Genomic DNA, 22575 nt, shown 5'->3' on the forward strand with positions numbered 1-22575 from the left:
CCTCGGTGGAGCACTGCAGCGCCCCCGGGAGCCTTATGGATCCCGGGGGCGCTGCAGTGCTGTGACCTGTCGATTCCTTGCGGTTCGACGGTCAGGAACCTTCGAGGATCGACGTCCCGGTCAGCGCTTGACGCGCATCATGCCCTGCTGCGCGACCGTGGCGAGGAGCTGCCCGTCGCGGGCGAAGATCCGGCCGGCACCGAGCGCGCGTCCCCCCTCGGCCGACGGGGAGTTCTGGGAATAGAGCATCCACTCGTCCACGCGGATCGGACGGTGCCACCACATCGCGTGGTCGAGGCTCGCGAGCCGCAGGCCCGGCTCCTGCCAGGCGAGCCCGTGACGTCGCATCGCGGGCTCGAGGAGATTGAAGTCGCTCGCATACGCCAGGGCGGCGGCGTTGAGGAGCGGGTCGGCCGGGAACTCGGCCGAGGCGCGGATCCACACGTGCTGGTGCGAGACCTCGTCGCCCTGATGCGCGAGGTAGAGGGACGGCTCGACCGGGCGCACATCGAACGGTCGCTTGACCAGCCATTCCTGCACATGCGGGAGGTTGACCGAGCCGACGAGGTCCTTGATCTCCGGGCAGTCCTCGGGATCGGGCATCCCGGCGGGGAAGTCGTCCCCGTGGTCGTATCCCTCCTGCACGAGCTGGAAGGACGACATCACCGACATGATCGGCTGCCCGTCCTGGTATGCGTGGACCCGGCGGGCCGAGAACGAGCCGCCGTCGCGCAGGTTCTCCACCCCGAACACGATCGGCCGGGTGGCGTCGCCGGTGCGGAGGAAGTACCCGTGGAGGGAATGGATCGGGCGGTCGTCCGCGACAGTGAGACCGCCGGCCATGACGCACTGGGCGAGCACCTGGCCGCCGAACACCCGGCCGTCGGGCTTGAACTGGCTCTGCCCCTCGAAGAACTCCGTCTCCCGGCTCTCGTGGATCGGGTCGGTCGGGGAGAGCTGCAGGACGCCTCGCAGTGCGGCGACGTTCTCGGAATGATTCATCGTGCTCCAGGGGGCTCGGGGCGGTCCGCGGCGGTGCGGGTGCGGGCCGCCCATGACGGGTGGTGTGGACGACGCGGGAGCCGTCCTGCAACGCAGATCACATCGAGTCTAATCGCGCCGTCGGCGCGTGGTGCGCGAGGGTCCCGACTCCGGACCGCACCGCTGCCCGCCGGAGTCGGTGCCGAGAGGACAGCGGTGCGGTGACGGCCGTGTCGTCGGTGCGCGGCTGGCACAATGGGGGAATGGACTCCACGCTCACCGACCCCCTGCTGCGCGGCCCCTTCACCCGGGTGCTCATCGAGCTGCGCTGGGGAGACCTCGACGCCTACGGGCACATCAACAACGTCGCCCAGTTCCGCATCCTCGAGGAGGCCCGCGTGCGCGCGTTCGGCTCGCCCACGGCGAACCGGGACGCCGCCGCACCGGCCGCCCCCGGAGTCTCCGGAGTCGTCCTGGGGCCGGGCATCCCGCCGGTGTTCGGCGACGCCTCGGGCGACACCGACATCCTCGTCTTCTCCCACCGCATCGAGTACCGCGAGCCGATCCCGTACCGGACCGGCCCGATCGCGGTCGACACGGTGATCTCCGCCGTCGGCCCCGCCACCGTCGATGTCGGCTATGTCATCGCCGAACCCGACGGCTCGCGCGCCTACACCGTGGCGGAATCGGTCATCGCGATGGTCGACGCCGACACCGGCCGTGCGCGCCGGCTCACGGAGTCCGAGACCGTGCAGCTGCGCGCCGTCGTCGGCGACCGCGTGCCGCTGCGCAGGCGCTGAGATGCCGGATCTCCGACTCACCGATGCCCACGACCTGCGCGATTGGGAGGTATTCACGCAGCGCGCTCAGCGCCTCGATCCGGACGGCGCGATGCGCCTCACCGTGCACGGGGCGCGCCTCGTGCTCACGGTCTCCCCGCTGTACCCGCACGGCCTCGGCGACACCACGCCCCTGACGCTCGGGATGCGGATCGTGCCCCTGCCCGCATCCGACCTCGACGGGCTCGATGCCGTGGTGCCGCTCGCCGCGCTCACCGACCGGTTCGCCCGAGCCCGGGCACAGGGCTTGCTCCACGTGCCGGTGCCGCCTCAGGAGGTGCACGCCGCGTGGGCGGGGATCGCTCCGCCGCGCGGACCGTGGGAGCCGCTCGGGTCGCTCGACGCCGGGATCGTCGTGCGCGCGGCCGAGGCCGGCATCGCCGAGGTCGCCGCCGGCAGTCCGGAGGCCGCCGGTGGGCCCGCGGTGAGCGCACTGCGCCGACGCGTGTGGTCGCGGTCGCTCCACGAGGCGGCCGGCACGGCGGCATCGGGACCGGTGCCCGGGGAGCGCCCCACGGTCGACCCCGATTCCGGGGCGGCGTTCGCGCTCCACGGGCTCGGATTCCTGGTCGAGGGAGCGCCGGTCGAGGTGCGCGGCTGCGGGACGTGGCTGCGGCTGTCCACCCCGGTCGGGCACGTGCTCACCCGTCATCGCGGGTGAGGCCGCCCCTCGCGGCGCGCCCGCCCCGTCGGCGGGGTCGCCGGCTCAACGGTCCTGCGGACCTCCAGGTCCGGGACCCGAGGCCGGGCAGGTGCCGGTGGCCGGCTCGTCGTGTTCGGCCGGCGTGTTGAGCATCGCGGTCGCCGCGCGCTGGAAGTAGTCCCACATCATCGCGTCGTACATCGGCGGCAGGGCGATCGTGTCCATCGCGGTGCGCATGTGGCGCAGCCAGTGGTCGCGGGCCTTGGGGGTCACCGGGAACGGGAAGTGGCGCATCCGCAGCCGCGGATGGCCGCGCTCCTCCTGGTACGTCGTCGGCCCGCCGAAATACTGCTCGAGGAAGGTCTGCAGGCGGTGCTTGGCGCCGGTGAGCTCATGACCTTCCGGGTACATCGCGATGAGGTACTCGTCGGCCGCGACCTCCGCGTAGAAGGTGTCCACGAGTGCGGTGAAGGTCGCATGCCCGCCGATCATGGCGAAGAAGCTGTCCGGTCGCTGCAGCGACACGTGGTCGATCATCGGGGCCCTTCCGGTCGTCGACGTCCCTCGGTGCGGGGACGTCCGCTCAGCCTATCGGCTTCGTCGAGCCGCCATCGGCGACGCCCGAGCCGGTCGTGCTCTTCCTCGTCGTCCCCGTGCCGCCGTCCCCGGACTCGGTCTCCGCATCGGGGTCCTTGTGGGCATGGGCGGGGTCGGGCAGGGTGCGCAGCACCGTCTGCTGCGGCAGCGGGATGCGCAGGCCGCGGCGGTCGAGCTGATTCTTGATCTCCCCGCGGAAGGCGCGTGCGACGGCCCACTGCTCGTTCGGCTCGGTCTTGATCACCGTCCGGATGGTCATCGACTCCCCGCTGATCGCCTCGACACCCCAGATCTCGGGATCCTCGAGGATCGCCTCGGCGATCTTGGGATTGCGCCGCAGGGCGGCGACGGCGTCGGCGATGACCGCATCGATCGTCGCGCGGTCCGAGCTGTAGGGCAGCGGGATGTCCATCACCGCGCGCGCCCAGCCCTGCGACTGATTGCCCACGCGCAGGATCTCGCCGTTGCGCACGTGCCACAGGGTGCCGTCGACCCCGCGCACCCGGGTGGTGCGCAGCCCGACCTCCTCGACGATGCCGATCGCCTCACCGAGGTCCACCGAGTCGCCGATCCCGTACTGGTCCTCGACGACGATGAAGAATCCGGACAGGTAGTCCTTGACGAGGGTCTGCGCGCCGAAGCCGATCGCGACACCGGCGATACCGGCAGAGGCGAGCACGGGGCCCAGGTTGAAGCCGAGCTCGGTGAGCACCATGAGGACTGCGAGCACACTGATGAGGATCGTCGCGATCGACGACAGCATCGACCCGACGGTCTTGGCGCGCTGGGCGCGCCGCGCCCGGACCGAGGGGTCCTGCTCGGCGGGCCTCTCCCCGGCGGGGAACCGCTTCTTCTCCGTCGCCGCGGTCGAGCCGTCGGCGATCGACTGGGCGAACCGGCGGATGAGCTTGCGCACGACGACGTTGAGGATGATCGCCACGACGACGATGACGAGGATGCGCAGCGGGGTGCCGAGGAAGAACGCCCAGTAGTCGAATTCGGTGGTCTTGTCGACGGTGTCCGTGACGGCGTCGCGGACCTGTTCAGCTGGAGTCTGCATAACGTGCACCCACTCTAGGGACGGTCTCTGAGTATCAGCGGCACGCGGTCCGCGGTGTCTGAGGACGCGCTGGGTCCGGATCCCGGCCGTGCGTCCTGACCAGGCCGTACGGCCGGTCGCAGGTCGGACTGCGCGGGTCCGTCGTGAGCGATCTCACCCCGGGCGTCGGCCGCCCGCCTCAGCTTCCGGCCGCCGCCTGGCAGCGCAGGGTGCGCTCGGCGGTATCGAGGTTCTCCCGCATGAGTCGCAGCAGTCCCTTCGGTGCGGCCGGGTGCGACTGAAGCCACGCGAGCGTCGCGATGACCGTGGACTGCGAGGCCGGCGGGTAGAGCTCGAGGGTGAAGAGCTGTGCGATCTCCAGGGTGCGGGTCTCCCACCAGCCGGCGACGCGGTCGAAGTACTCCGCGGCGAACGGTTCGAGCGGTGCGAGCGCGGCCACCGGTTCTCCCGACTCCGTCTCCAGGCCCAGGCGGAACCCCCGGGCGATCGCCTGCGCGGTCGCATTCGGCAGCGACCGGTCGTCGACCAGGCGCGTGAACGCCGTGCTCTTCGCCTCCGGGGTGGCCGGGGCGGCGAGTGCGGTCTGCGCGCTGCGCCGCCCGGTGGCGGTGTCGTCCTCGGCCAGCCAGCGTTCGACCCCGGCGGCGTCGAGGCGCCCGGCGGCGGCCAGCGCGACGACGACCGACCAGCGGAGGTCGGTGTCGAGGCTCAGCCCCGGCAGCGGTTCGTCCTGCCCGTCGAGGACCGCGGCGAGCTCGTCGAGCTGCTCCGGGGTGCAGGCGTGGGCGGTGAAGCCCTGGAAGAACTGGAGCTGCTGGTCCGAGCCTGCGGGCGCGGCATGCATCATCCGCTGCAGGGCGGCGGCCACCTGTGCGCGGGCCTGCGGCCGATCGGCCGGCGGCAGGTAGGCGGTGAGCGCGGTGGTGAGCTGGCGCATCTGCACGAGCAGACCGGTCGAATGGGTGACAGCGGGCAGATGGGTGCACAGCATGTCGATGTAGGCGCGGGCGGAGAGCTCCCCGTCGCGCACCATGTCCCACACCGTGGAGAGCACCATGAGCTGGGTGAGCGAGTCGGTGAAGCCGCTGAGGTGCTCCATCGCGGTGCGCAGGCTGAGCTCGTCGAAGCGGACCTTCGCATAGGCGAGGTCGGCGTCGTTGACCACGACGACGACGGGAGCCGCCTCGACCCCGGCGTGCCCGGTCCCGGCACGCTCTGCGCCGGTGCCCCCGGTCCCGGTGAGCGGCACCTGCGCGGTGGGGCCGTCGATGTCGATCTCGTGGAACTCCGTACGCGCGAAGATGCCGTCGGTCCCGAGGGAATAGAGGCCGACCCCCATGCGCTGCGGGCGCAGGCTCGGCACGGGCTGCCCCGGCAGCTCGACCGGCGTCTGCTCGATCGACAGCGCGGACACGGTGCCGTCGGCGGCGCGCTCGAGCCGCGGCCGCATGAGGGTGACCCCGGACTCCTCGAGCCACAGGGCCGTCCACGCCGAGAGGTCGCGACCGGAGGCCTCGGCGAGCTCGACCATGAGATCGGAGAGCTCGGTGTTCGACCAGGCGTGCGACTCGAAGTACCGCTGCACGCCGGTGAAGAACTCCTCGCGTCCCACCCAGGCGACGAGCTGCTTGAGCACCGATGCGCCCTTGGCGTAGGTGATGCCGTCGAAGTTGACCTCGACGTCGGCGAGGTCCTCGATCGGCGCGACGATCGGGTGGGTGCTCGGCAACTGGTCCTGCCGGTAGGCCCAGGCCTTCTCCAAGGTGGCGAAGGTCGTCCACGCATCGGTGAACTCGGTCGCCTCCGCGGTGGCGAGCGTCGACATGAACTCCGCGAAGGACTCGTTGAGCCACAGGTCGTTCCACCAGCGCATCGTCACGAGGTCGCCGAACCACATGTGCGCGAGCTCGTGGAGGATCGTCACCGCGCGGCGCTCGACCATCGCCCGGGTGGGGCGGGAGCGGAACACGTAGTTCTCGAGGAAGGTCACCGCACCGGCGTTCTCCATCGCCCCGGCATTGAATTCGGGGACGAAGAGCTGGTCGTACTTCTCGAACGGGTACGGCGTGCCGAAGATGCGCTCGTAGAACTCGAAGCCCGCGCGGGTGATGTCGAGGATGTCGTCCGCGTCGAGGTGCTCGAACAGCGAGGCGCGGCAGTAGACGCCGAGCTCGACGTCCTCCCCGTCGGAGCTGCGCAGGGAGGAGAACACGCCGCGGTACGGCCCGGCGATGATCGCGGTGATGTAGCTCGAGATCGGCGGCGTGGGGGCGAACTGCCAGGTGCTCAGGCCGGCGGCGTCGATCCCGAGCCGGGCGGCCGGCTCCGCGGCCTCCCCGGCCTGTGGGGTGGGGGAGTTCGACACGACGGTCCAGTGGTCCGGGGCGAGCACGGTGAAGGAGAAGGACGCCTTGAGATCGGGCTGTTCGAACACCGGGAACACGCGGCGGGCGTCGGGCACCTCGAACTGCGTGTAGAGGTAGGTCTCGTCGTCGACCGGGTCGACGAATCGGTGGAGGCCCTCGCCGGTGTTCATGTACGCGAAGCGGGCGTCGACGGTGAGAACGTTCTCCGCGGCGAGCCCCGGCAGCGCGATCCGGCCCGGGGTGACGAGCGCGGTCGGATCGAGCTCCTCGCCGTTGAGGGTGATCGACTCGACGTGCGTGGTGATCGCGTCGATGAACGTCGCAGCGCCCTCCTCGGCGGAGAACGTCACCCGCGTCACCGAGCGGAAGTCCTCGCCCTGCCCGTCGAGCACGAGCGTGATGTCGTAGGACTGGACGGAGAGCAGCGCGGCGCGGGTCTGCGCCTCGGCGCGGGTGAGGTTGTGCTGCGGCATCGATGGGCCTCCCGGGCGGGTCGGGTGTGGAATGATCACTGCTGGATCATTGTTCCACGAAGTGCGGACGCCGCCGCCGAGGCGCGGGGCCCCGCGATTCACCGTCACCGTTGCGCGCGGGAGCGGGCCGGAGAGCCGGACCCGCGGGCCCGCAGAGAGGACCGATCGATGTCGACGACCACCCTGGACTTCTGGTTCGACCCCACCTGCCCCTGGGCCTGGATGAGCTCCCGCTGGGCGCTCGAGGTCGAGAAGGTCCGCGACGTCGAGGTGCGCTTCCACGTCATGAGCCTCGCGGTGCTCAACGAGGGCCGGGACCTGCCCGAGGACTACCGCGCCAAGATGGATCGGGCCTGGGGCCCGGTGCGCGTGATCGTCGCCGCCGCGGACCAGCACGGCGAGGACGTCGTCCCTGCCCTCTACACCGCGATGGGCACCCGGATCCATCCCGGCGGCAGCACCGACTACGCCGCGGTCATCGCCGAATCGCTCGCCGAGGTCGGCCTGCCCGCCGAGCTCGCCGCCGCAGCGGATTCCACGGACTACGACGAGCAGCTGCGCGCCTCGCACCAGGAGGGCATCTCCAAGGTCGGCGAGGACGTCGGCACCCCGGTCGTCGCGGTCGGCGACACCGCGTTCTTCGGCCCCGTGGTCACCCCGGCGCCCAAGGGCGAGGCGGCCGGTACACTGTTCGACGGAGTGCTCGCCATGGCCTCCACGCCCGGCTTCTACGAGCTCAAGCGCACCCGGACCGAGGGCCCGATCTTCGACTGATCGGCACCGGTGGCCGCACGACCGCGGAGCCGCGGCCCGACCGACGGCTTCGATCGATGGGGGAGACATGAGAGTTCATCTGGGGACCGACCACGCCGGCTACGAGTTCAAGGAGACGCTCAAGCGGCACCTGGACGCCGGCGGGTACGAGGTCGTCGACCACGGCGCGCTCGAGTACGACGCGCTCGACGACTACCCGGCGTTCTGCATCGAGGCGGCGCAGGGCGTGGTGGCCGACCGCGAGTCCGGCCTCGACTCGCTCGGCGTGGTGATCGGCGGCTCCGGCAACGGTGAGCAGATCGCGGCGAACAAGGTCCGCGGCGCACGGGCGGCCCTCGCCTGGAACACCGACACCGCGCAGCTCGCCCGGCAGCACAACGATGCCTGGGTGGTGAGCGTGGGTGCCCGCCAGCACCCCGAGGCCGAGGCGCTCGCGATCGTCGACGCATTCCTCGCCGAGCCGTTCTCCGCCGACGAGCGCCACGAGCGCCGGATCGGGATCATCCGCTCCTTCGAGGACACCGGCACCGTCTGACCCCGGCCTTCCCGCTCCACCGCGAAACGGCGATATCCTGCGGTTCCTGAGAACGGAACCGCAGGATATCGCTGTCTCGGCACCAGCAGGTCAGTACCAGAAGATCGGGATCCACTCCGGGTGATGGGCGTGGACGATGGTGAGGAACACGATGAGGTCGAACAGCAGGTGCACGGTGATCGTGTACGGCAGGGACTTCGTGCGGGTGAAGATCACCGCCTGGACGAGCGCGAACGGGATGGTCAGCAGCGGTCCCCACGACTGGTAGCCGAGCTCCCACAGGAACGACACGAAGATGATCGAGGTGAGCACGTTCGCCGTCCAGAACGAGAAGTGGCGGTAGAGGAGCGCGAAGATCGTGCAGATGAAGAACAGCTCGTCCCAGATGCCGACGGCGTTGACACCGAGGAACAGCCGGATGATCTCGCTCGGGGTCTCCACCGCCGGCCAGTTCTGATAGACCCCGGAGGAGATGAAGTAGCGCGGCAGGATGAGCCAGCCGAGGAACAGGACTGCGAACAGCCAGCCCCATTCGAGCTTCGACCACGGGCGGCCCTGACGGCGCGGGAACACGATCGCCCGGTCCTTGTACCCGTACCGGCTGATGACGTACGGGATGATGACGGCTCCGGACAGCACAACACCCATGAGCGCGATGTTGCCCCAGGTGATGTCCGCCTCGACGGAGATCAGGCTGATGAGGCCGAGCGCGAGCGCGATGAGCAGCAGGTCGCGGCCGAGCGAGGCCGCCGCGACGAACCCGAGCGCGACCCCAGCGACGAGCGGGAGATAGCCCCAGTCGGACATGAAGCCGAAGAGCAGCACGGCAGCGATGGAGACCAGCAGGGTCGCGAGCGACCCGAGCGAGAACGCACCGTGCCGGCTCGGATGGGCGCTGCCGGGGGACGCTGTACGGGATTCGAAGGATGAGCTCACCGTCCCAGTGTCGCAGGTCGGGCCGCCGGGCACGGCGACCGGGGCCTCGGCACCGGCCCAGCACTGTGCTCCGACGGTCGGATCACCCGTGTTACCTTGGTCACACGTCGACGAAGGAGAGCATGTGACCGTCAGGATCTTCGCCAATGCCCGGGTGTTCGAAGGGGATTCGTTCTCGCCACCGCGGACCGTCACGGTGGTCGACGGCCGGGTCCGCTCGATCGACGAGGCCGCCCCGGACTGGGCTCGGGCCGACCCCGACTCCCGGACCGTCGACCTCGCCGGGCAGTACCTGCTGCCCGGCTTCATCGAGAGCCACGGCCATCCTGCGATGCTCGCGCGAACGCTTCTCGAGGTCGATGTGACGCCGCAGAGCGCGGGGTCGATCGCCGCGATCCAGGACGCGGTCGCCGCGGCCGTACAGGATCCGCCGGCCGACGGCTGGATCCGCGGGGCGGGCTGGCTCGAGGGCTACCTCGACGACCGGAGGGTCCCCACCCGGCAGGATCTCGATGCGGTCGCCCCCGATCACCCGGTCGTCCTCATCCGCGGCTGCCGGCACATCGCACTCGCGAACTCGAAGGCGCTCGAGCTCTCGGGGATCGACGCGAGCACCGCGGACCCGGCGGGCGGACGGCTCGTGCGCGACCCGGACACCGGCGAGCCCACCGGGATCCTCCAGGAGGCCGCCCAGGACCTCCTGCAGATCCCCGCCTACACCCCGGAGATGCTCGAACGCGGATTCGCGCTCGCCCAGGCGAAGTTCGCCGAATGGGGAGTCACCACCGTCAACGACATGTCCACGGGCTCTGCGGAGATGCGCCTCTACACCGCCCTCAACCGCGCCGACCGGCTCGGCGTCCGGGTCCGGCCGTGGCTGTGGGCGCTCGACCAGATGGGGATGAAGGGGCTCCTGCCCGCCGCGGTGGGCGCCGGGATCACCTCGGGCCTCGGCGACGACATGGTCCGGATCCAGGGAATGAAGTTCGTGCTCGACGGGGGAGTCGGAGGCCAGACCGCCGCGCTGACATGCCCCTATGAGCACAGCGACGAGACCGGGATCCTCTACTACGACGACGAGGAGATCACGGCGGCCGTGCGTCGCGCGCTCGAGCACGGCCTGCGTCCGGCGATCCACGGGATCGGGGACGCCGCGATCGACCAGGCGCTGCGTGCGCTCGAGCGCACCGGCCTGATGGGCCGGGTCGAAGAGATGCGGGCGCGGATCGAGCACTGCACCCTGCCGAGCGACGAGAACCTCGATGCGCTCGCCCGCCACGGCATCATCGCAGCCTCCTCCGTCGGGTTCGTCTATCACATCGGCGACAGCTACCTCGACGTCCTCGGAGCCGAGCGGATGGAGCGGGTCTACCCCCACCGGACCTTCATCGATCGGGGGATCGTGGCACCGGGCAACTCCGATGTCCCTGTCACCAACGGCAATCCGTGGGAGGGGATCTACGGCGCCGTGACCCGGAAGAGCTCCTCGGGCCAGGTGCTCGACACCGTGCAGAACATCACCGTGGCCGAGGCGCTCGCCGCCTACACCTCGCTCGCCGCCTATGCGACGTTCGAGGAGGACACGCTCGGCACGATCGCCGTCGGAGCGCACGCGGACTTCGGCGTCTACGAGCGCAGTCCGTTCGAGGTCGACGTCGAGGAGCTCAAGGACTTCACCCCGGTCGGGGTGTACCTGGCGGGGGAGCCCGTCTCACCGAACTGACGCCCACCGGACACCGCCGAGAGGACGCACTCATGCTCTATTCAGGAGACCAGCAGGTCATCCTCACCGTCATCACCATCGCCTATTTCTTCTTCCTCATCGGGGTCTCGGTGTGGATCGGACTCAAGCAGATCAAGACCTACGAGGACTACAACGTCGCCTCGCGCAGCGTGACGCTGTTCCCCCTCATCCTCACCTACGTCGGCACCGCGATCGGCGGCTCGATCCTGCTCGGCCTCATCACCAACGGCTATTCGCTCGGCATGGGTCAGCAGTGGTTCAACGCCGGCATCATCCTCGCCAGCGTGCTCATGGCGGTCTTCTTCATCAAGCGCATCCGGGTGCTCGGGGAGAAGAACAACTATGTGACGATCGGCGACTTCACCGCGCACCGCTTCGGCTCCGCGGCCCGCATCCCGACGACGATCGCCGTGCTCACCGCCTACTGCGCGATCACCGGCATGCAGTTCGTGTCGATCGGCCTCATCCTCAACCTCATCGCCAACGTCCCCATGACCGCGGCGATCATCATCTCCGCCGTCATGCTCACGATCAAGACGGTGTTCGGCGGTCTCAAGGCCGTGGTGTGGCAGGACGCGTTCCACGGCACCCTGCAGACCATCGCGGTGTTCGGGCTGTTCGTCCTCGTCCTCGTCGCCGCCGGGGACTTCAGCCAGGTGCAGGCCAACGCCGAGGCCCAGGGGCTCGGTAAGCTCATGGATCCGATGGGGATCGGCTTCGCCGAGGTGGCCGTCTACGCGCTCACCGTCGGCGCCTACCAGCTCGTCCGGCAGGACCTGTGGCAGCGCGCCTGGGCGGGCAAGGACCTCAAGACGGTGATCAAGGGGTACTGGATCGCGCTGGCGCTCATGACCGCAACGATGGTCATGGTGATCTGGATCGGCGTCTGGGCCCGGTTCGGCATCGGACTCGAATCCGAGGACCCGACCCTCGTGTACTACGAGCTCATCGCCGAGCTGCTCCCCTTCGAGGTCGTCATCATCCTCATCGTCGCTCTCATGGCGACGGTGATCTCGTGCGCGGACTCGTTCTTCATGTGCGGCGCGTCGTCGATCGTCAACGACGTCATCAAACCCCGACTGGCCAAGGACACCTCGCAGAAGGCGCTCCTGCGCTGGAGCCGGATCGCGGTCGTCATCACTGCGGTGATCGCGCTCGTCCTCGCGCTCGCGGTGCCGGTGCTCGTCGAGCTGTGGGTGACCGGAACGGCCATGCTCGTGTCCGGCCTCCTGTTCCCCGCCATCGTGGCGCTGTACTTCACGCGGGTGTCCGGACGCGCCGCGCTGACCTCGATGTGGGTCGGTCTCGTCGTGTCGATCGGCTGGACCCTGCTGGGCGGGCCGTTCGGCATCCACCCGGTGTTCCTCGGTCTGCCCCTGTCGATCGTCACCTATCTGGTGATCCATGCGATCGACCGCAGGCGGCTCGTCGAGTTCGCCGGGCTGCCTCCCGAGGAGACGCGCCTGGTGCTCGATTCCGAGCGGTCGGACGGCGCGGGAGACGAGGCGAGCGGGACCGGAGGCACGGATGCGGGTGCGCGTGGAGATGGCCGGGCGGCCGGCACCTCGGCGGCTGCGTCCATGGAACCGGGCCGTCGCCCGCAGTGACCCCGCCGGGTCCCGAGGTGGGTACCCGAGAATGCAGAAGCGCCGCTGTCACCAGCGGCGCTTCTGTTCGGAGGGGATGACGGGAATCGAACCCGCACCATCAGTTTGGAAGACTGAGGCTCTACCATTGAGCTACATCCCCGAATGTGCGAGACCGACTCTAGACCAGAGGCGGGCGGTTTGGCAAAACCCGCATCCCCATCGGCCCGGGTGATCCGGCCCGGGTGATTAGGGCAATCGAGAACGCCTGACTATGATTCGAGGGGACCCCGGGGTGTAGCGCAGCTTGGTAGCGCATCTGCTTTGGGAGCAGAGGGTCGCAGGTTCAAATCCTGTCACCCCGACGGCGGAGGGCCCGCGGACCGATCGGTCCGCGGGCCCTCGTGCATCGCCGGCTCCCGACGATCAGGCTCCTCAGCTGCTGTGGGGGACCACCACGGCGCGGGCGGACAGCTCGCCGGCCTGGAGCCTCCGGTACGCCTCGAGCCCGTCGTCGAGCGAGAAGCGCTCGACCTCCGGCACGATCTGACCGGCGCGGTACATCGCGACGACCTCGTGGAGGTCCTCGATCGTGCCCCAGTACGTGCTCGTCAGCTCCGCTTCGTTGGGCGCGGTGAAGAACGACCAGGGGTGTGCGCCGCCGTCGATCCCGACGATCGTCACCCGGCCCTGCACCGCGACCGAGGCCATCGCGACCCCGATCGTCGGAGCCGCGCCGACGAAGTCGAACACCGCGTCCACCCCGCGACCGCCGGTGAGCTCGCGGATCCGATCGACCTGATCGTCCCCGCCCGGCACGGTCACCGCACCGTACTTCTCCGCCTGGGCCATCGCCTCGGGCTTCATGTCGGTGGCGATGATCGTCGCACCGGTGAGCGCGCGGAGGATCTGCACCCCGATCTGACCGAGCCCGCCCAGGCCGATGACGAGCGCGGTCTTCCCGCCGCCGGCTAGCTGCGGCAGCGCGAGCTTGATCGCGTGGTACGGGGTGAGGCCGGCATCGGACAGGGGAGCGGCGGCCATCGGGTCGGCATCGCCGAGCGGCACGAGGTTGCGGGCGGGGACGGACACGTACTCCGCCATCCCGCCGTCGCGGCCCAGCCCGATGCCCATGTAGGGGTTCGTCGCCTGGTTCTCGCAGTAGGTGTCCTGCCCGCGTGAGCAGGCCTTGCACCGGCCGCAGCCGACCGGCCCGTAGACGAGGTGGGCGTCGCCCTTCTCGAACCCCTCGACCCCGGGGCCGAGCTCCTCGACCCAGCCGGAGTTCTCGTGGCCGAGCACGAACGAGGGCGGCACGCGACCCGGGGTGTCGGCCTCGAACACGTCGTAGATCGCGACGTCGGAGTGGCAGGCGCCGGCGCCGGCGACCTTGAGCAGCACCTCCCCGGGGCCCGGGGTTGGTCGGTCGATCTCCTTGAGGGTCGGGAAGGTCTTGTAGTCCTCGAACACGATCGCACGCATGGATGCCTCACTCCTGTTGATGCGTTCCGGGGCGGGCCGGTGTCGCCGGCCCGATCGCAGCCGCCGGGCCCGGTGGCCCGGGAACCGTGATCACCTCCACCCTAGAGCGACGTATGCGCATGTGTGCGTGCGTTCGGATCGTCGACATCCGGTGTTCACTCCGTGGTCGGGCGGGTGGCCGCCGCGGACCCTGCTCCGGCGGATTTTCGCCCGTCGAACGGTCTGGGATAGGCTGTAGGGCGGTCTGCAATCCGGCGAGTGAGCCGGATCCCCCTACCTTCTGTCCCAACGAGAGGTTTACTGTGAAGAGCTCCGTCGAGAACATCGACCCCACGCGGGTCAAGCTCAGCGTTGAAGCGCCCTACGCCGAACTCAAGCCGAGCATCGACGCGGCGTACAAGGAGATCGCCAAGCAGGTCTCCATCCCCGGATTCCGCCGCGGCAAGGTCCCTGCGCGGATCATCGACCAGCGCGTCGGTCGCCCGGCGGTCCTGCAGGAGGCCGTGAACAACAGCCTCGACGACCTCTACCGCAAAGCCATCGACGAGCACGAGCTCCGCCCGCTCGGCTCGCCCGAGGTCGAAGTCACCGCGATCCCCGGCCTCGACGGCACGGAGGAGGGCGATCTCACCTTCACCATCGAGGTCGACGTCCGCCCCGAGATCGAGCTCCCCGCCTACGACACCCTGAGCGTCGAGGTCGACACCTTCGAGGTCTCCGACGAGGACGTCGAGAAGGAGCTCACCGACCTCCGCAGCCGCTTCGGCACCCTCAAGACCGTCGACCGCCCGGCGCAGAAGGACGACTTCGTCACCCTCGACCTCACCGCCACCGTCGACGGCGAGGAGATCGACTCGGCCTCCGACATCTCCTACCAGGTGGGTGCCGGCACCATGCTCGAGGGTATGGACGAGGCACTCGACGGGCTGTCCGCCGAGGAGGAGACCTCCTTCGAGTCCACTCTCGCCGGGGGCGAGCACGCCGGCAGGACCGGTCTCGTCGCGATCACCCTCAAGGCCGTCAAGGAGCGCGAGCTCCCCGAGGCCGACGACGACTTCGCGCAGCTCGCCAGCGAGTTCGACACGATCGACGAGCTCAAGGCCGACCTGCGCGAGCAGGCCGCGAAGCAGAAGGAGTTCGACCAGGGCGTGCAGGCGCGCGACAAGGTCCTCGAGCTCCTCATCGAGAAGCTCGACGTCCCCGTCCCGGCCAAGCTCGTCGAGGACGAGGTGCACCGCCACCTCGAGCAGGAGAACCGGCTCGAGGACGACGAGCACCGCGCCGAGGTCACCGCGGAGACGGAGAAGACCCTGCGCACCCAGTTCGTGCTCGACGCGGTCGTCGAGGCCGAGAACGTCGACGTCTCGCAGCCGGAGCTCATCGAGTACATCATCTCCGCGGCCCAGCAGTACGGCATGAACCCCAACGAGTTCGCGCAGGCGCTCGACTCGAACAACCAGGTCCCGGCCATCGTGTCGGAGGTCGCGCGCCGCAAGGCCCTGGCCGAGGTGCTCGCCGGGGCGAAGGTCGTCGATGCCGACGGCAGCACCGTCGACATGACCGCGTTCACCACCGCCCCGGGTGAGGACGAGGAGGACTCCGAGGAGGTCGAGGCGGCTGTCGAGTCGACCGACGCCGAGGCGGGGTCCGACTCCGGCGAGAAGGCCGACTCCGAGGAGACGGCCGAGAAGAAGGCCCCGGCCAAGAAGGCCGCTCCGAAGAAGGCTGCCGCGAAGAAGGACGACGCCGAGGCCGATGCCGAGGACGCGCCCAAGAAGAAGGCGCCGGCGAAGAAGGCCGCCGCCAAGAAGCCGGCGGCCAAGAAGGCCGCGGCGAAGAAGGACGAGAAGGCGGACTCCGACTCCGAGTGAGTTCGCGCCGGTCCGCTGCGAGGCGGTCCGGTCACCCGACGGCGGGCACGGTGCACACCGTGCCCGCCGTCGTCGTCCGGGCACTCTCGTGTCACCTCGCGCCGGCCCATTCCGGGCCCGGGGGCAGACGCCTTCCAGGCGGTCCGGCGCTCGCTGCGGCGCGTCCTGTGTGCGGCTCAGTGAGGGCCGCGCCGGGGCCGATCACGCTGAGGGCGAACACCGGACGGTCGGGGACTAAATCCCCGGATGCAGCGGTTAGAGTCCAGTACAGGACAGCAACAGACAACAGGAGTGAAACGTGAGCACACACGAGTTCGCCTCACCGGTTTCCGCAGGCGGAACCGGGGGACTGGGCCTCGATGACCACATCTTCAACCGCCTTCTCAAGGAGCGCATCATCTGGCTCGGCTCGGAGGTGCGGGACGAGAACGCCAACATGATCTGTGCTCAGATGATGCTGCTCGCCGCGGAGGACCCGGACAAGGACATCTGGCTCTACATCAACTCGCCCGGCGGCTCGGTGACTGCCGGCATGGCGATCTACGACACCATGCAGCACGTCAAGCCCGACGTCGGCACCGTGGCCATGGGCATGGCCGCCTCGATGGGCCAGTTCCTCCTGTCCTCGGGCGCCAAGGGCAAGCGCTACGCCACCCCGCACGCGCGCATCCTCATGCACCAGCCGCTCGGCGGGATCGGCGGCACGGCCACGGACATCAAGATCCAGGCCGAGCTCATCCTCCACATGAAGAAGCAGATGGCCGAGCTCACCGCCGAGCAGACCGGGAAGTCGCTCGAGCAGATCCTCAAGGACAACGACCGCGACCACTGGTTCACCGCCGAGGAGGCCCGCGAGTACGGGTTCATCGACCGGGTCATCACCGGCTCGGAGGACATGTCCGGCGAGTCCGCGCTCAACTGAAGAACCAAGGAGTCAGAAGAATGACGAATCTCTCACCGTGGGCCGCCGCCGGCCAGATGCCGACCTCGCGCTACGTCATGCCGCAGTTCGAGGAGCGCACCCCGTTCGGCTTCAAGCGGCAGGATCCGTACACCAAGCTGTTCGAGGACCGCGTGATCTTCCTCGGCGTGCAGGTCGACGACACGTCGGCCGACGACGTCATGGCCCAGCTGCTCGTCCTCGAGTCGCAGGACCCCGACCGCGACATCACCCTCTACATCAACTCACCGGGCGGCTCGTTCACCGCCCTCACCGCGATCTACGACACCATGCAGTACGTCAAGCCGGAGATCCAGACGGTGTGCCTGGGCCAGGCGGCCTCCGCGGCGGCAGTGCTGCTCGCGGCGGGCACCAAGGGCAAGCGCCTCGCGCTGCCCAACGCCCGTGTGCTCATCCACCAGCCGTCCATGCAGGGGCAGGGTCACGGGCAGGCCTCGGACATCGAGATCCAGGCCGCCGAGGTGCTGCGCATGCGGACCTGGCTCGAGGAGACCCTGGCGTCCCACTCGAACAAGACGGCCGAGCAGGTGTCGAGCGACATCGAGCGCGACCTGTTCCTCACCGCCGACCAGGCGCTCGACTACGGTCTGGTCGACCAGGTGCTGACCTCGCGCAAGGCCGTGCGCTGAGGATCGGTCTCATCCCCGACGCCGCGAACGGCGCCGGGCGCCCGGGGCGCGGACCGCAGAGGTCCGCGCCCCGTTGCGCATTCGGGACCGTCGCGCACACGGCCGCCGCCGGCCGCGGGCCCGGTTCCTCGACACGCCTCCGGAGCCGGGTCCGGCGCCGTGTCAGCGGGATGTGGAATGCTGTTGAGGTGTTCATCCGAACAGGGATAGTCTTGAGGGCACATGCCCCGCTGAAAGGTTGTGACAGTGGCTCGCGGAACTGAGGGTGCTGACCTGCTCAAGTGCAACTTCTGCGGGAAGTCCCAGAAGCAGGTCCGGAAGCTCATCGCCGGGCCGGGCGTCTACATCTGCGATGAGTGCATCGGCCTGTGCAACGAGATCATCGAGGAGGAGCTCAACGAATCGACCGCAGAGGTCGAGGAGACGGAGCTGCCCCGCCCGCGCGAGATCTACGACTTCCTCCAGGAGTACGTCGTCGGCCAGGAGCCGGCGAAGAAGGCCCTCGCCGTCGCGGTGTACAACCACTACAAGCGCATCCGCGCACTCACCGACTCCGGGTCGGACGCGGATTCCGGCGTCGAGATCGCGAAGTCGAATATCCTCCTCGTCGGCCCCACGGGCTCCGGCAAGACCTACCTCGCCCAGACTCTCGCGAAGCGCCTCAACGTGCCGTTCGCCGTGGCGGACGCCACGGCGCTGACTGAAGCCGGCTACGTCGGCGAGGACGTGGAGAACATCCTCCTCAAGCTCATCCAGGCCGCCGACTTCGACGTCGAGCGGGCGCAGACCGGCATCATCTACATCGACGAGATCGACAAGATCGCACGGAAGTCGGAGAACCCGTCGATCACCCGCGATGTGTCCGGCGAGGGTGTGCAGCAGGCGCTGCTCAAGATCCTCGAGGGCACACAGGCCTCGGTGCCTCCGCAGGGCGGGCGCAAGCACCCGCACCAGGACTTCATCCAGATCGACACGACGAACGTGCTCTTCATCGTCGCCGGCGCCTTCGCCGGCCTCGAGGAGATCATCGCCTCCCGCAAGGGCAAGCACGGCATCGGCTTCGGGGCCCTCATCCAGTCCAAGCAGGACGAGGACGACCTCTACTCCGAGCTCATGCCGGAGGACCTGCTCAAGTTCGGGCTGATCCCGGAGTTCATCGGCCGCCTGCCGGTGCTCGCCACGGTGTCGAACCTCGACCGCGAGGCGCTCATGTCGATCCTCACCGCACCGAAGAACGCGCTCGTCAAGCAGTACCAGAAGATGTTCGAGTTCGACGGGGCGGAGCTCGAGTTCGAGTCCGAGGCGCTCGAGGCGATCGCCGACCTCGCACTGCTGCGCGGCACCGGTGCGCGCGGCCTCCGTTCGATCATGGAGGAGGTGCTCCAGCCGGTGATGTTCGACATCCCGAGCCGCGACGACGTCGGCTCCGTGGTCGTCACCAAGGCGGTGGTGGAGAGCAACGCCGCCCCGACGATCGTGCCGAAGAAGGACTCCGAACCCCAGCAGCGCAGGCCCAAGTCCGCCTGACCGGACAGCGGAGAACGGATGCCCGGTGCGGACCGTATGGTCCGCACCGGGCATCCGCTGTCTCCCCGGATCACTGCGTGGCGACGGTCTGACCGTAGCCCTCCGAGGGCTGCACGACGACGAAGCCGGGACCGTGGAACACGAGCTGGAAGCTCTCCCCGGACCCGCGGCCGAAGAACGACCCCACGCTCACCGCGGACTTGATGCTCGGTGCGAGGTTGGCCGACCAGCACACGGCGGCCTGCGGGTCGACGAAGGTCGGGGTGCGCGAGCAGTCGAGGATCATCGGATCGCCCTGGCAGCACACCGCGGCGGTGCCGGTCCCGGACATCTCGAGGTTGAACAGGCCGGCACCGGCGGCGAGCGCTCCGACGCCCTTGATCCGCTTGATGTCCCAGGCGAGGTTCGCATCGAAGGCGAGCAGACTCGAGGAGTTCACCGTGAGGGCGTCCTGCTGGCCCTCGAGCTGCATCATGAAGATGTTCGCGGCCTGCCGGGCGAAGAACACCTCGCCGTGGCCCTCGACCCGCATCATCGGGGTGTCCTCGTTCGTCATCGCCTTCTTGAGGAACTGACCGACGGACGAGGAGCCCTGGTGGGTGAACTCGACGTTGCCCTGGTAGGCGACCATCGCGCCCTTCGTGGCGACCATCGGGGCATCGGGGGTGACGAGCGCGCGCAGCATCTTGGACGACTGCATCGTCCAGCGCTGGTTGCTCTCCTGTTCGGCATTGCGCTTGGCAAAGAGTTCGCTTCGCATCAGGGGCTCCTCGTGACGACAAAGAAGGGGAGTGCGAGCGGTGGCTCGCACTCCCCAGCCTAGATCCCCGGAGCTCCGTGGACGAGGCCTCAGCGTTGCGGATCCGCCATAGCGAACTCGACTTCGGCGACGGCGAGCTCCGCACCGTCGACGGCACGCAGCTCCCAGTCCTTCACCCGGCCGGCGGCACGCAGGTCAGATTCCGCCAGTGTGACGAGCTCGATGATCCGGGGAACGGCTGTGACCACGGCGCGGGTGATCTCCGTCTTCTGCGAGACCTTCGCCTCGGTCTTCGTGCGGCGCACCTCGCCGAGCACCGTCGCGACGTCGGCGAGCATGCCGGCGGGCGCCTCGGCGGCGGAGAACTCCGGCAGCGCTTCGACGGTCGGCCAGGCGGTCCGGTGGACGGAGCCCTCGCGCCACCACGACCACACCTCTTCGGTGACGAAGGGCGTGATCGGGGCGAACAGTCGCAGCAGCACGTCGAGTGCGGTGGCCAGCGTCGCATGCGCCGACAGCTGGGCGGCCTCCCCGTCGGCGCCGTAGGACCGGTCCTTGACGAGCTCGACGTAGTCGTCGGTGAACTCCCAGAAGAAGGATTCCGCGGCGCGGAGCATGTGGGCATAGTCGTAGGCGGCCATATGGGTGCCGCAGTCGGCCACGGTGGCCCGCAGCGAGGTCAGCAGCGCCCGGTCGAGCGGCTCGGTGATGAGCTCGCCGCGTCCCACGAGTCGGGAATGCACACCTTGGGCGAGCGCGAACTTCGAGGCGTTGAGGAGCTTCATCGCCAGCCGCCGGCCGATCTGCATCTGCGACACGTCGTAGGCGGTGTCCGCGCCGAACCGGGCGCTCGCGGCCCAGTAGCGCACGGCGTCCGGGCCGAACCCGGGCTTCGCCTCCTGGAGGATGTCGCTCGGCACGACGACGTTGCCCTTGGACTTCGACATCTTCTTGCGGTCCGGATCGAGGATCCAGCCCGAGAGCGCGGCGTTCGTCCACGGGATCGAATCATTGAGCGAATTGGCGCGCACCACGGTGGAGAACAGCCAGGTCCGGATGATGTCGTGACCCTGCGGCCGCAGGTCGAACGGGAAGACCGTGTCGAACAGCGCCTGGTCCCGCGACCAGCCCCCGACGATCTGCGGGGTGAGCGAGGAGGTCGCCCAGGTGTCGAGGACGTCCGGGTCGCCGGTGAAGCCACCGGGCTGATCGCGCTGATCCTCGCTGAACCCGGTGGGAGCCTGGGCCTGCGGATCGACGGGCAGCGCGGCATCCTCGGGCACGATCGGAGAGGAGTAGTCGGGGCTGCCCTCGGCGTCGAGGCGGTACCACAGCGGGATCGGCACGCCGAAGTAGCGCTGGCGGGAGACGAGCCAGTCGCCGTTGAGGCCCTCGACCCAGTTCTCATAGCGCGAGCGCATGAATCCGGGGTACCAGGTGAGTTCGCGCCCGCGCTCGACGAGGGCGTCGCGCAGCTCGGCCGAGCGCCCGCCGTTGCGGATGTACCACTGGCGGCTGGTGACGACCTCGAGCGGCTTGTCGCCCTTCTCGTAGAAGGGCACCGGGTGGGTGATCGGCTCCGGGTCGGCGAGCAGGTCGCCGGATTCCCGGAGGAGCTCGGTGATGTCCTTGCGGGCGGTGAAGGTCGTCTTGCCGGCGAGCTGCGTGTAGAGCTCGGCCGCATCGGCCTTGGGCGAGTCCGCGATCCACTCGGGGACCTCGCGGGCCAGACGCCCCTCGCGGGTGATCACGGGGCGGGTGGGCAGGTCGAGCTCGCGCCACCAGGTGACGTCGGTGAGGTCGCCGAAGGTGCAGACCATGGCGATGCCGGTGCCCTTGTCGGCCTTCGCCAGCTCGTGGGGGCGGACCTCGACGGACACGCCGAACAGCGGGGACACCACCGTGGTGCCGAAGTACGGCCGGTAGCGCTCGTCGTCGGGGTGGGCGACGAGCGCGACGACGGCGGGGATGAGCTCCGGGCGCGAAGTGACGATGATGATCGGGTCGACGGAGGTGTCGGCGGTGCCGTCAGCGGCGGCCGGGTGGAATGCCACCCGGTGGTAGGCGCCCTCCTTCTCGCGGTCCTCGAGCTCGGCCTGGGCGACCGCGGTGCCGAAGGTCACGTCCCACATCGTCGGCGCATCGGTGGAGTAGGCGTGGCCGCCCGCCAGGTCGGCGAGGAACGCCCGCTGGCTCACCGCGCGCGAGGTGTCGTCGATCGTGCGGTAGGTGTACTTCCAGTCGACCGACAGGCCCACGGAGCGGAAGAGGTCCTCGAAGACCTTCTCGTCGTCGGCGGACAGCTGCTCGCACAGCTCGATGAAGTTCTGCCGGGACACCGGCACGAAGTCCCGCGGGTTCTTCGCCGGCTTGGCCGGCGGGGTGAAGCCCGGTTCGTGGGGCAGGCTGGGCTCGCACCGCACGCCGTAGTAGTTCTGCACCCGCCGCTCGGTGGGCAGGCCGTTGTCGTCCCAGCCCAGCGGGTAGAACACGTTCTTCCCCGTCATCCGCTGGTAGCGGGCGATGATGTCGGTCTGGGTGTAGGAGAACACGTGCCCCACGTGCAGGGAGCCCGAGGCGGTGGGCGGGGGAGTGTCGATGGAGTAGACGGCGTCGCGCTGCGTGTCGGGATCGAACGCGTAGACGCCGGACTCACCCCAGTTCGCGTCCCACTTGTCCTTGAGGCCCTCGAGGGCCGGCTTGTCCGGGAGATGCACCGAGTCATGTGTGCGCGAGGCAGGTTGAGTCATAGTGCTCAGATTCTCGCACCGGTGCAGGTGCAATCCAAACAGGCGGGACCGTCGCGGCGCG

The 22575-nt window shown here is 69.3% G+C and carries 18 protein-coding genes and 2 tRNA genes; 11 read left to right on the plus strand and 9 right to left on the minus strand.

The features are described from left to right. Positions 1-120: 120 nt before the first annotated feature. Positions 121-1002, minus strand: coding sequence for an acyl-CoA thioesterase II (locus AB0I45_RS09270; protein WP_295687634.1), 882 nt, complete (start codon positions 1000-1002; stop codon positions 121-123). Positions 1003-1244: 242 nt separating this feature from the next. Here AB0I45_RS09270 and AB0I45_RS09275 point away from each other — a divergent pair, with 242 nt between their 5' ends. Both AB0I45_RS09275 and AB0I45_RS09280 read left to right on the plus strand, forming a co-directional pair. After that, complete coding sequence (locus AB0I45_RS09275) at positions 1245-1781, plus strand: acyl-CoA thioesterase (RefSeq protein ID WP_247425397.1); 537 nt, start codon at positions 1245-1247, stop codon at positions 1779-1781. 1 nt (position 1782) lies between these two features. Then, positions 1783-2481, plus strand: a complete 699-nt coding sequence (locus tag AB0I45_RS09280) for a hypothetical protein (protein WP_247425399.1) — start codon at positions 1783-1785, stop codon at positions 2479-2481. A 45-nt stretch (positions 2482-2526) separates the two neighbouring features. Here AB0I45_RS09280 and AB0I45_RS09285 read toward each other — a convergent pair whose 3' ends face one another. The 3 genes from AB0I45_RS09285 to pepN all read right to left on the minus strand — a co-directional run bounded on the left by AB0I45_RS09285 (position 2527) and on the right by pepN (position 6959). Then, positions 2527-3000, minus strand: coding sequence for a globin (locus tag AB0I45_RS09285; protein WP_137319441.1), 474 nt, complete (start codon positions 2998-3000; stop codon positions 2527-2529). Positions 3001-3046: 46 nt separating this feature from the next. Next, a complete protein-coding gene (locus tag AB0I45_RS09290) occupies positions 3047-4120 on the minus strand; it encodes a mechanosensitive ion channel family protein (RefSeq protein ID WP_137319442.1) in 1074 nt (357 codons plus the stop codon). Between the two features lie 178 nt (positions 4121-4298). Then, positions 4299-6959, minus strand: a complete 2661-nt coding sequence (gene pepN, locus AB0I45_RS09295; protein ID WP_295687624.1) for an aminopeptidase N — start codon at positions 6957-6959, stop codon at positions 4299-4301. Positions 6960-7127: 168 nt separating this feature from the next. On the opposite strand from pepN, the gene AB0I45_RS09300 reads away from it, so the two are divergent. Further along, entirely contained in the window at positions 7128-7733 is a 606-nt protein-coding gene (locus AB0I45_RS09300) for a DsbA family protein (RefSeq protein ID WP_345031360.1), read from the plus strand. A 67-nt stretch (positions 7734-7800) separates the two neighbouring features. After that, a complete protein-coding gene (locus AB0I45_RS09305; protein ID WP_295687620.1) occupies positions 7801-8268 on the plus strand; it encodes a ribose-5-phosphate isomerase in 468 nt (155 codons plus the stop codon). Between the two features lie 90 nt (positions 8269-8358). On the opposite strand, the gene AB0I45_RS09310 is transcribed toward AB0I45_RS09305, so the two are convergent. Next, a complete protein-coding gene (locus AB0I45_RS09310; protein ID WP_295687689.1) occupies positions 8359-9114 on the minus strand; it encodes a CPBP family intramembrane glutamic endopeptidase in 756 nt (251 codons plus the stop codon). Between the two features lie 214 nt (positions 9115-9328). On the opposite strand from AB0I45_RS09310, the gene AB0I45_RS09315 reads away from it, so the two are divergent. Both AB0I45_RS09315 and AB0I45_RS09320 read left to right on the plus strand, forming a co-directional pair. Then, entirely contained in the window at positions 9329-10927 is a 1599-nt protein-coding gene (locus AB0I45_RS09315) for an amidohydrolase (RefSeq protein WP_345031357.1), read from the plus strand. 32 nt (positions 10928-10959) lie between these two features. Beyond that, entirely contained in the window at positions 10960-12555 is a 1596-nt protein-coding gene (locus AB0I45_RS09320) for a sodium:solute symporter family protein (RefSeq protein WP_295687615.1), read from the plus strand. Positions 12556-12626: 71 nt separating this feature from the next. On the opposite strand, the gene AB0I45_RS09325 is transcribed toward AB0I45_RS09320, so the two are convergent. After that, a tRNA-Gly gene (locus AB0I45_RS09325) sits at positions 12627-12697 on the minus strand. A 128-nt stretch (positions 12698-12825) separates the two neighbouring features. On the opposite strand from AB0I45_RS09325, the gene AB0I45_RS09330 reads away from it, so the two are divergent. After that, positions 12826-12899 (plus strand) — tRNA-Pro (locus AB0I45_RS09330). 70 nt (positions 12900-12969) lie between these two features. On the opposite strand, the gene AB0I45_RS09335 is transcribed toward AB0I45_RS09330, so the two are convergent. Continuing rightward, positions 12970-14016, minus strand: a complete 1047-nt coding sequence (locus AB0I45_RS09335) for an NAD(P)-dependent alcohol dehydrogenase (protein ID WP_295687613.1) — start codon at positions 14014-14016, stop codon at positions 12970-12972. 302 nt (positions 14017-14318) lie between these two features. Between AB0I45_RS09335 and tig the strand changes: the two genes are divergently transcribed. The 4 genes from tig (at position 14319) to clpX (ending at position 19004) form a co-directional block, all read left to right on the plus strand. Then, positions 14319-15887 carry a trigger factor gene (gene tig, locus AB0I45_RS09340; RefSeq protein WP_295687611.1) on the plus strand — a complete coding sequence of 523 codons (1569 nt, stop codon included), beginning with the start codon at positions 14319-14321 and terminating at the stop codon, positions 15885-15887. A gap of 298 nt (positions 15888-16185) precedes the next feature. Continuing rightward, positions 16186-16809, plus strand: a complete 624-nt coding sequence (locus AB0I45_RS09345; RefSeq protein ID WP_295687608.1) for an ATP-dependent Clp protease proteolytic subunit — start codon at positions 16186-16188, stop codon at positions 16807-16809. Positions 16810-16829: 20 nt separating this feature from the next. Continuing rightward, positions 16830-17477: an ATP-dependent Clp protease proteolytic subunit gene (locus AB0I45_RS09350; protein ID WP_137319451.1), complete on the plus strand. Its 648-nt coding sequence runs from the start codon at positions 16830-16832 to the stop codon at positions 17475-17477. 246 nt (positions 17478-17723) lie between these two features. Beyond that, positions 17724-19004 carry an ATP-dependent Clp protease ATP-binding subunit ClpX gene (gene clpX / locus AB0I45_RS09355; protein WP_295687603.1) on the plus strand — a complete coding sequence of 427 codons (1281 nt, stop codon included), beginning with the start codon at positions 17724-17726 and terminating at the stop codon, positions 19002-19004. A gap of 70 nt (positions 19005-19074) precedes the next feature. Here the strand turns inward: clpX and AB0I45_RS09360 are convergent, their stop codons facing one another. Continuing rightward, complete coding sequence (locus AB0I45_RS09360) at positions 19075-19764, minus strand: AIM24 family protein (RefSeq protein WP_295687600.1); 690 nt, start codon at positions 19762-19764, stop codon at positions 19075-19077. 89 nt (positions 19765-19853) lie between these two features. Further along, positions 19854-22514, minus strand: a complete 2661-nt coding sequence (valS, locus tag AB0I45_RS09365) for a valine--tRNA ligase (protein WP_345031351.1) — start codon at positions 22512-22514, stop codon at positions 19854-19856. Between the last annotated feature and the right edge of the window lie 61 nt (positions 22515-22575).

The sequence above is a fragment of the Brevibacterium sp. NPDC049920 genome, from assembly GCF_040656435.1.
Lineage (GTDB): Bacteria > Actinomycetota > Actinomycetes > Actinomycetales > Brevibacteriaceae > Brevibacterium > Brevibacterium pityocampae.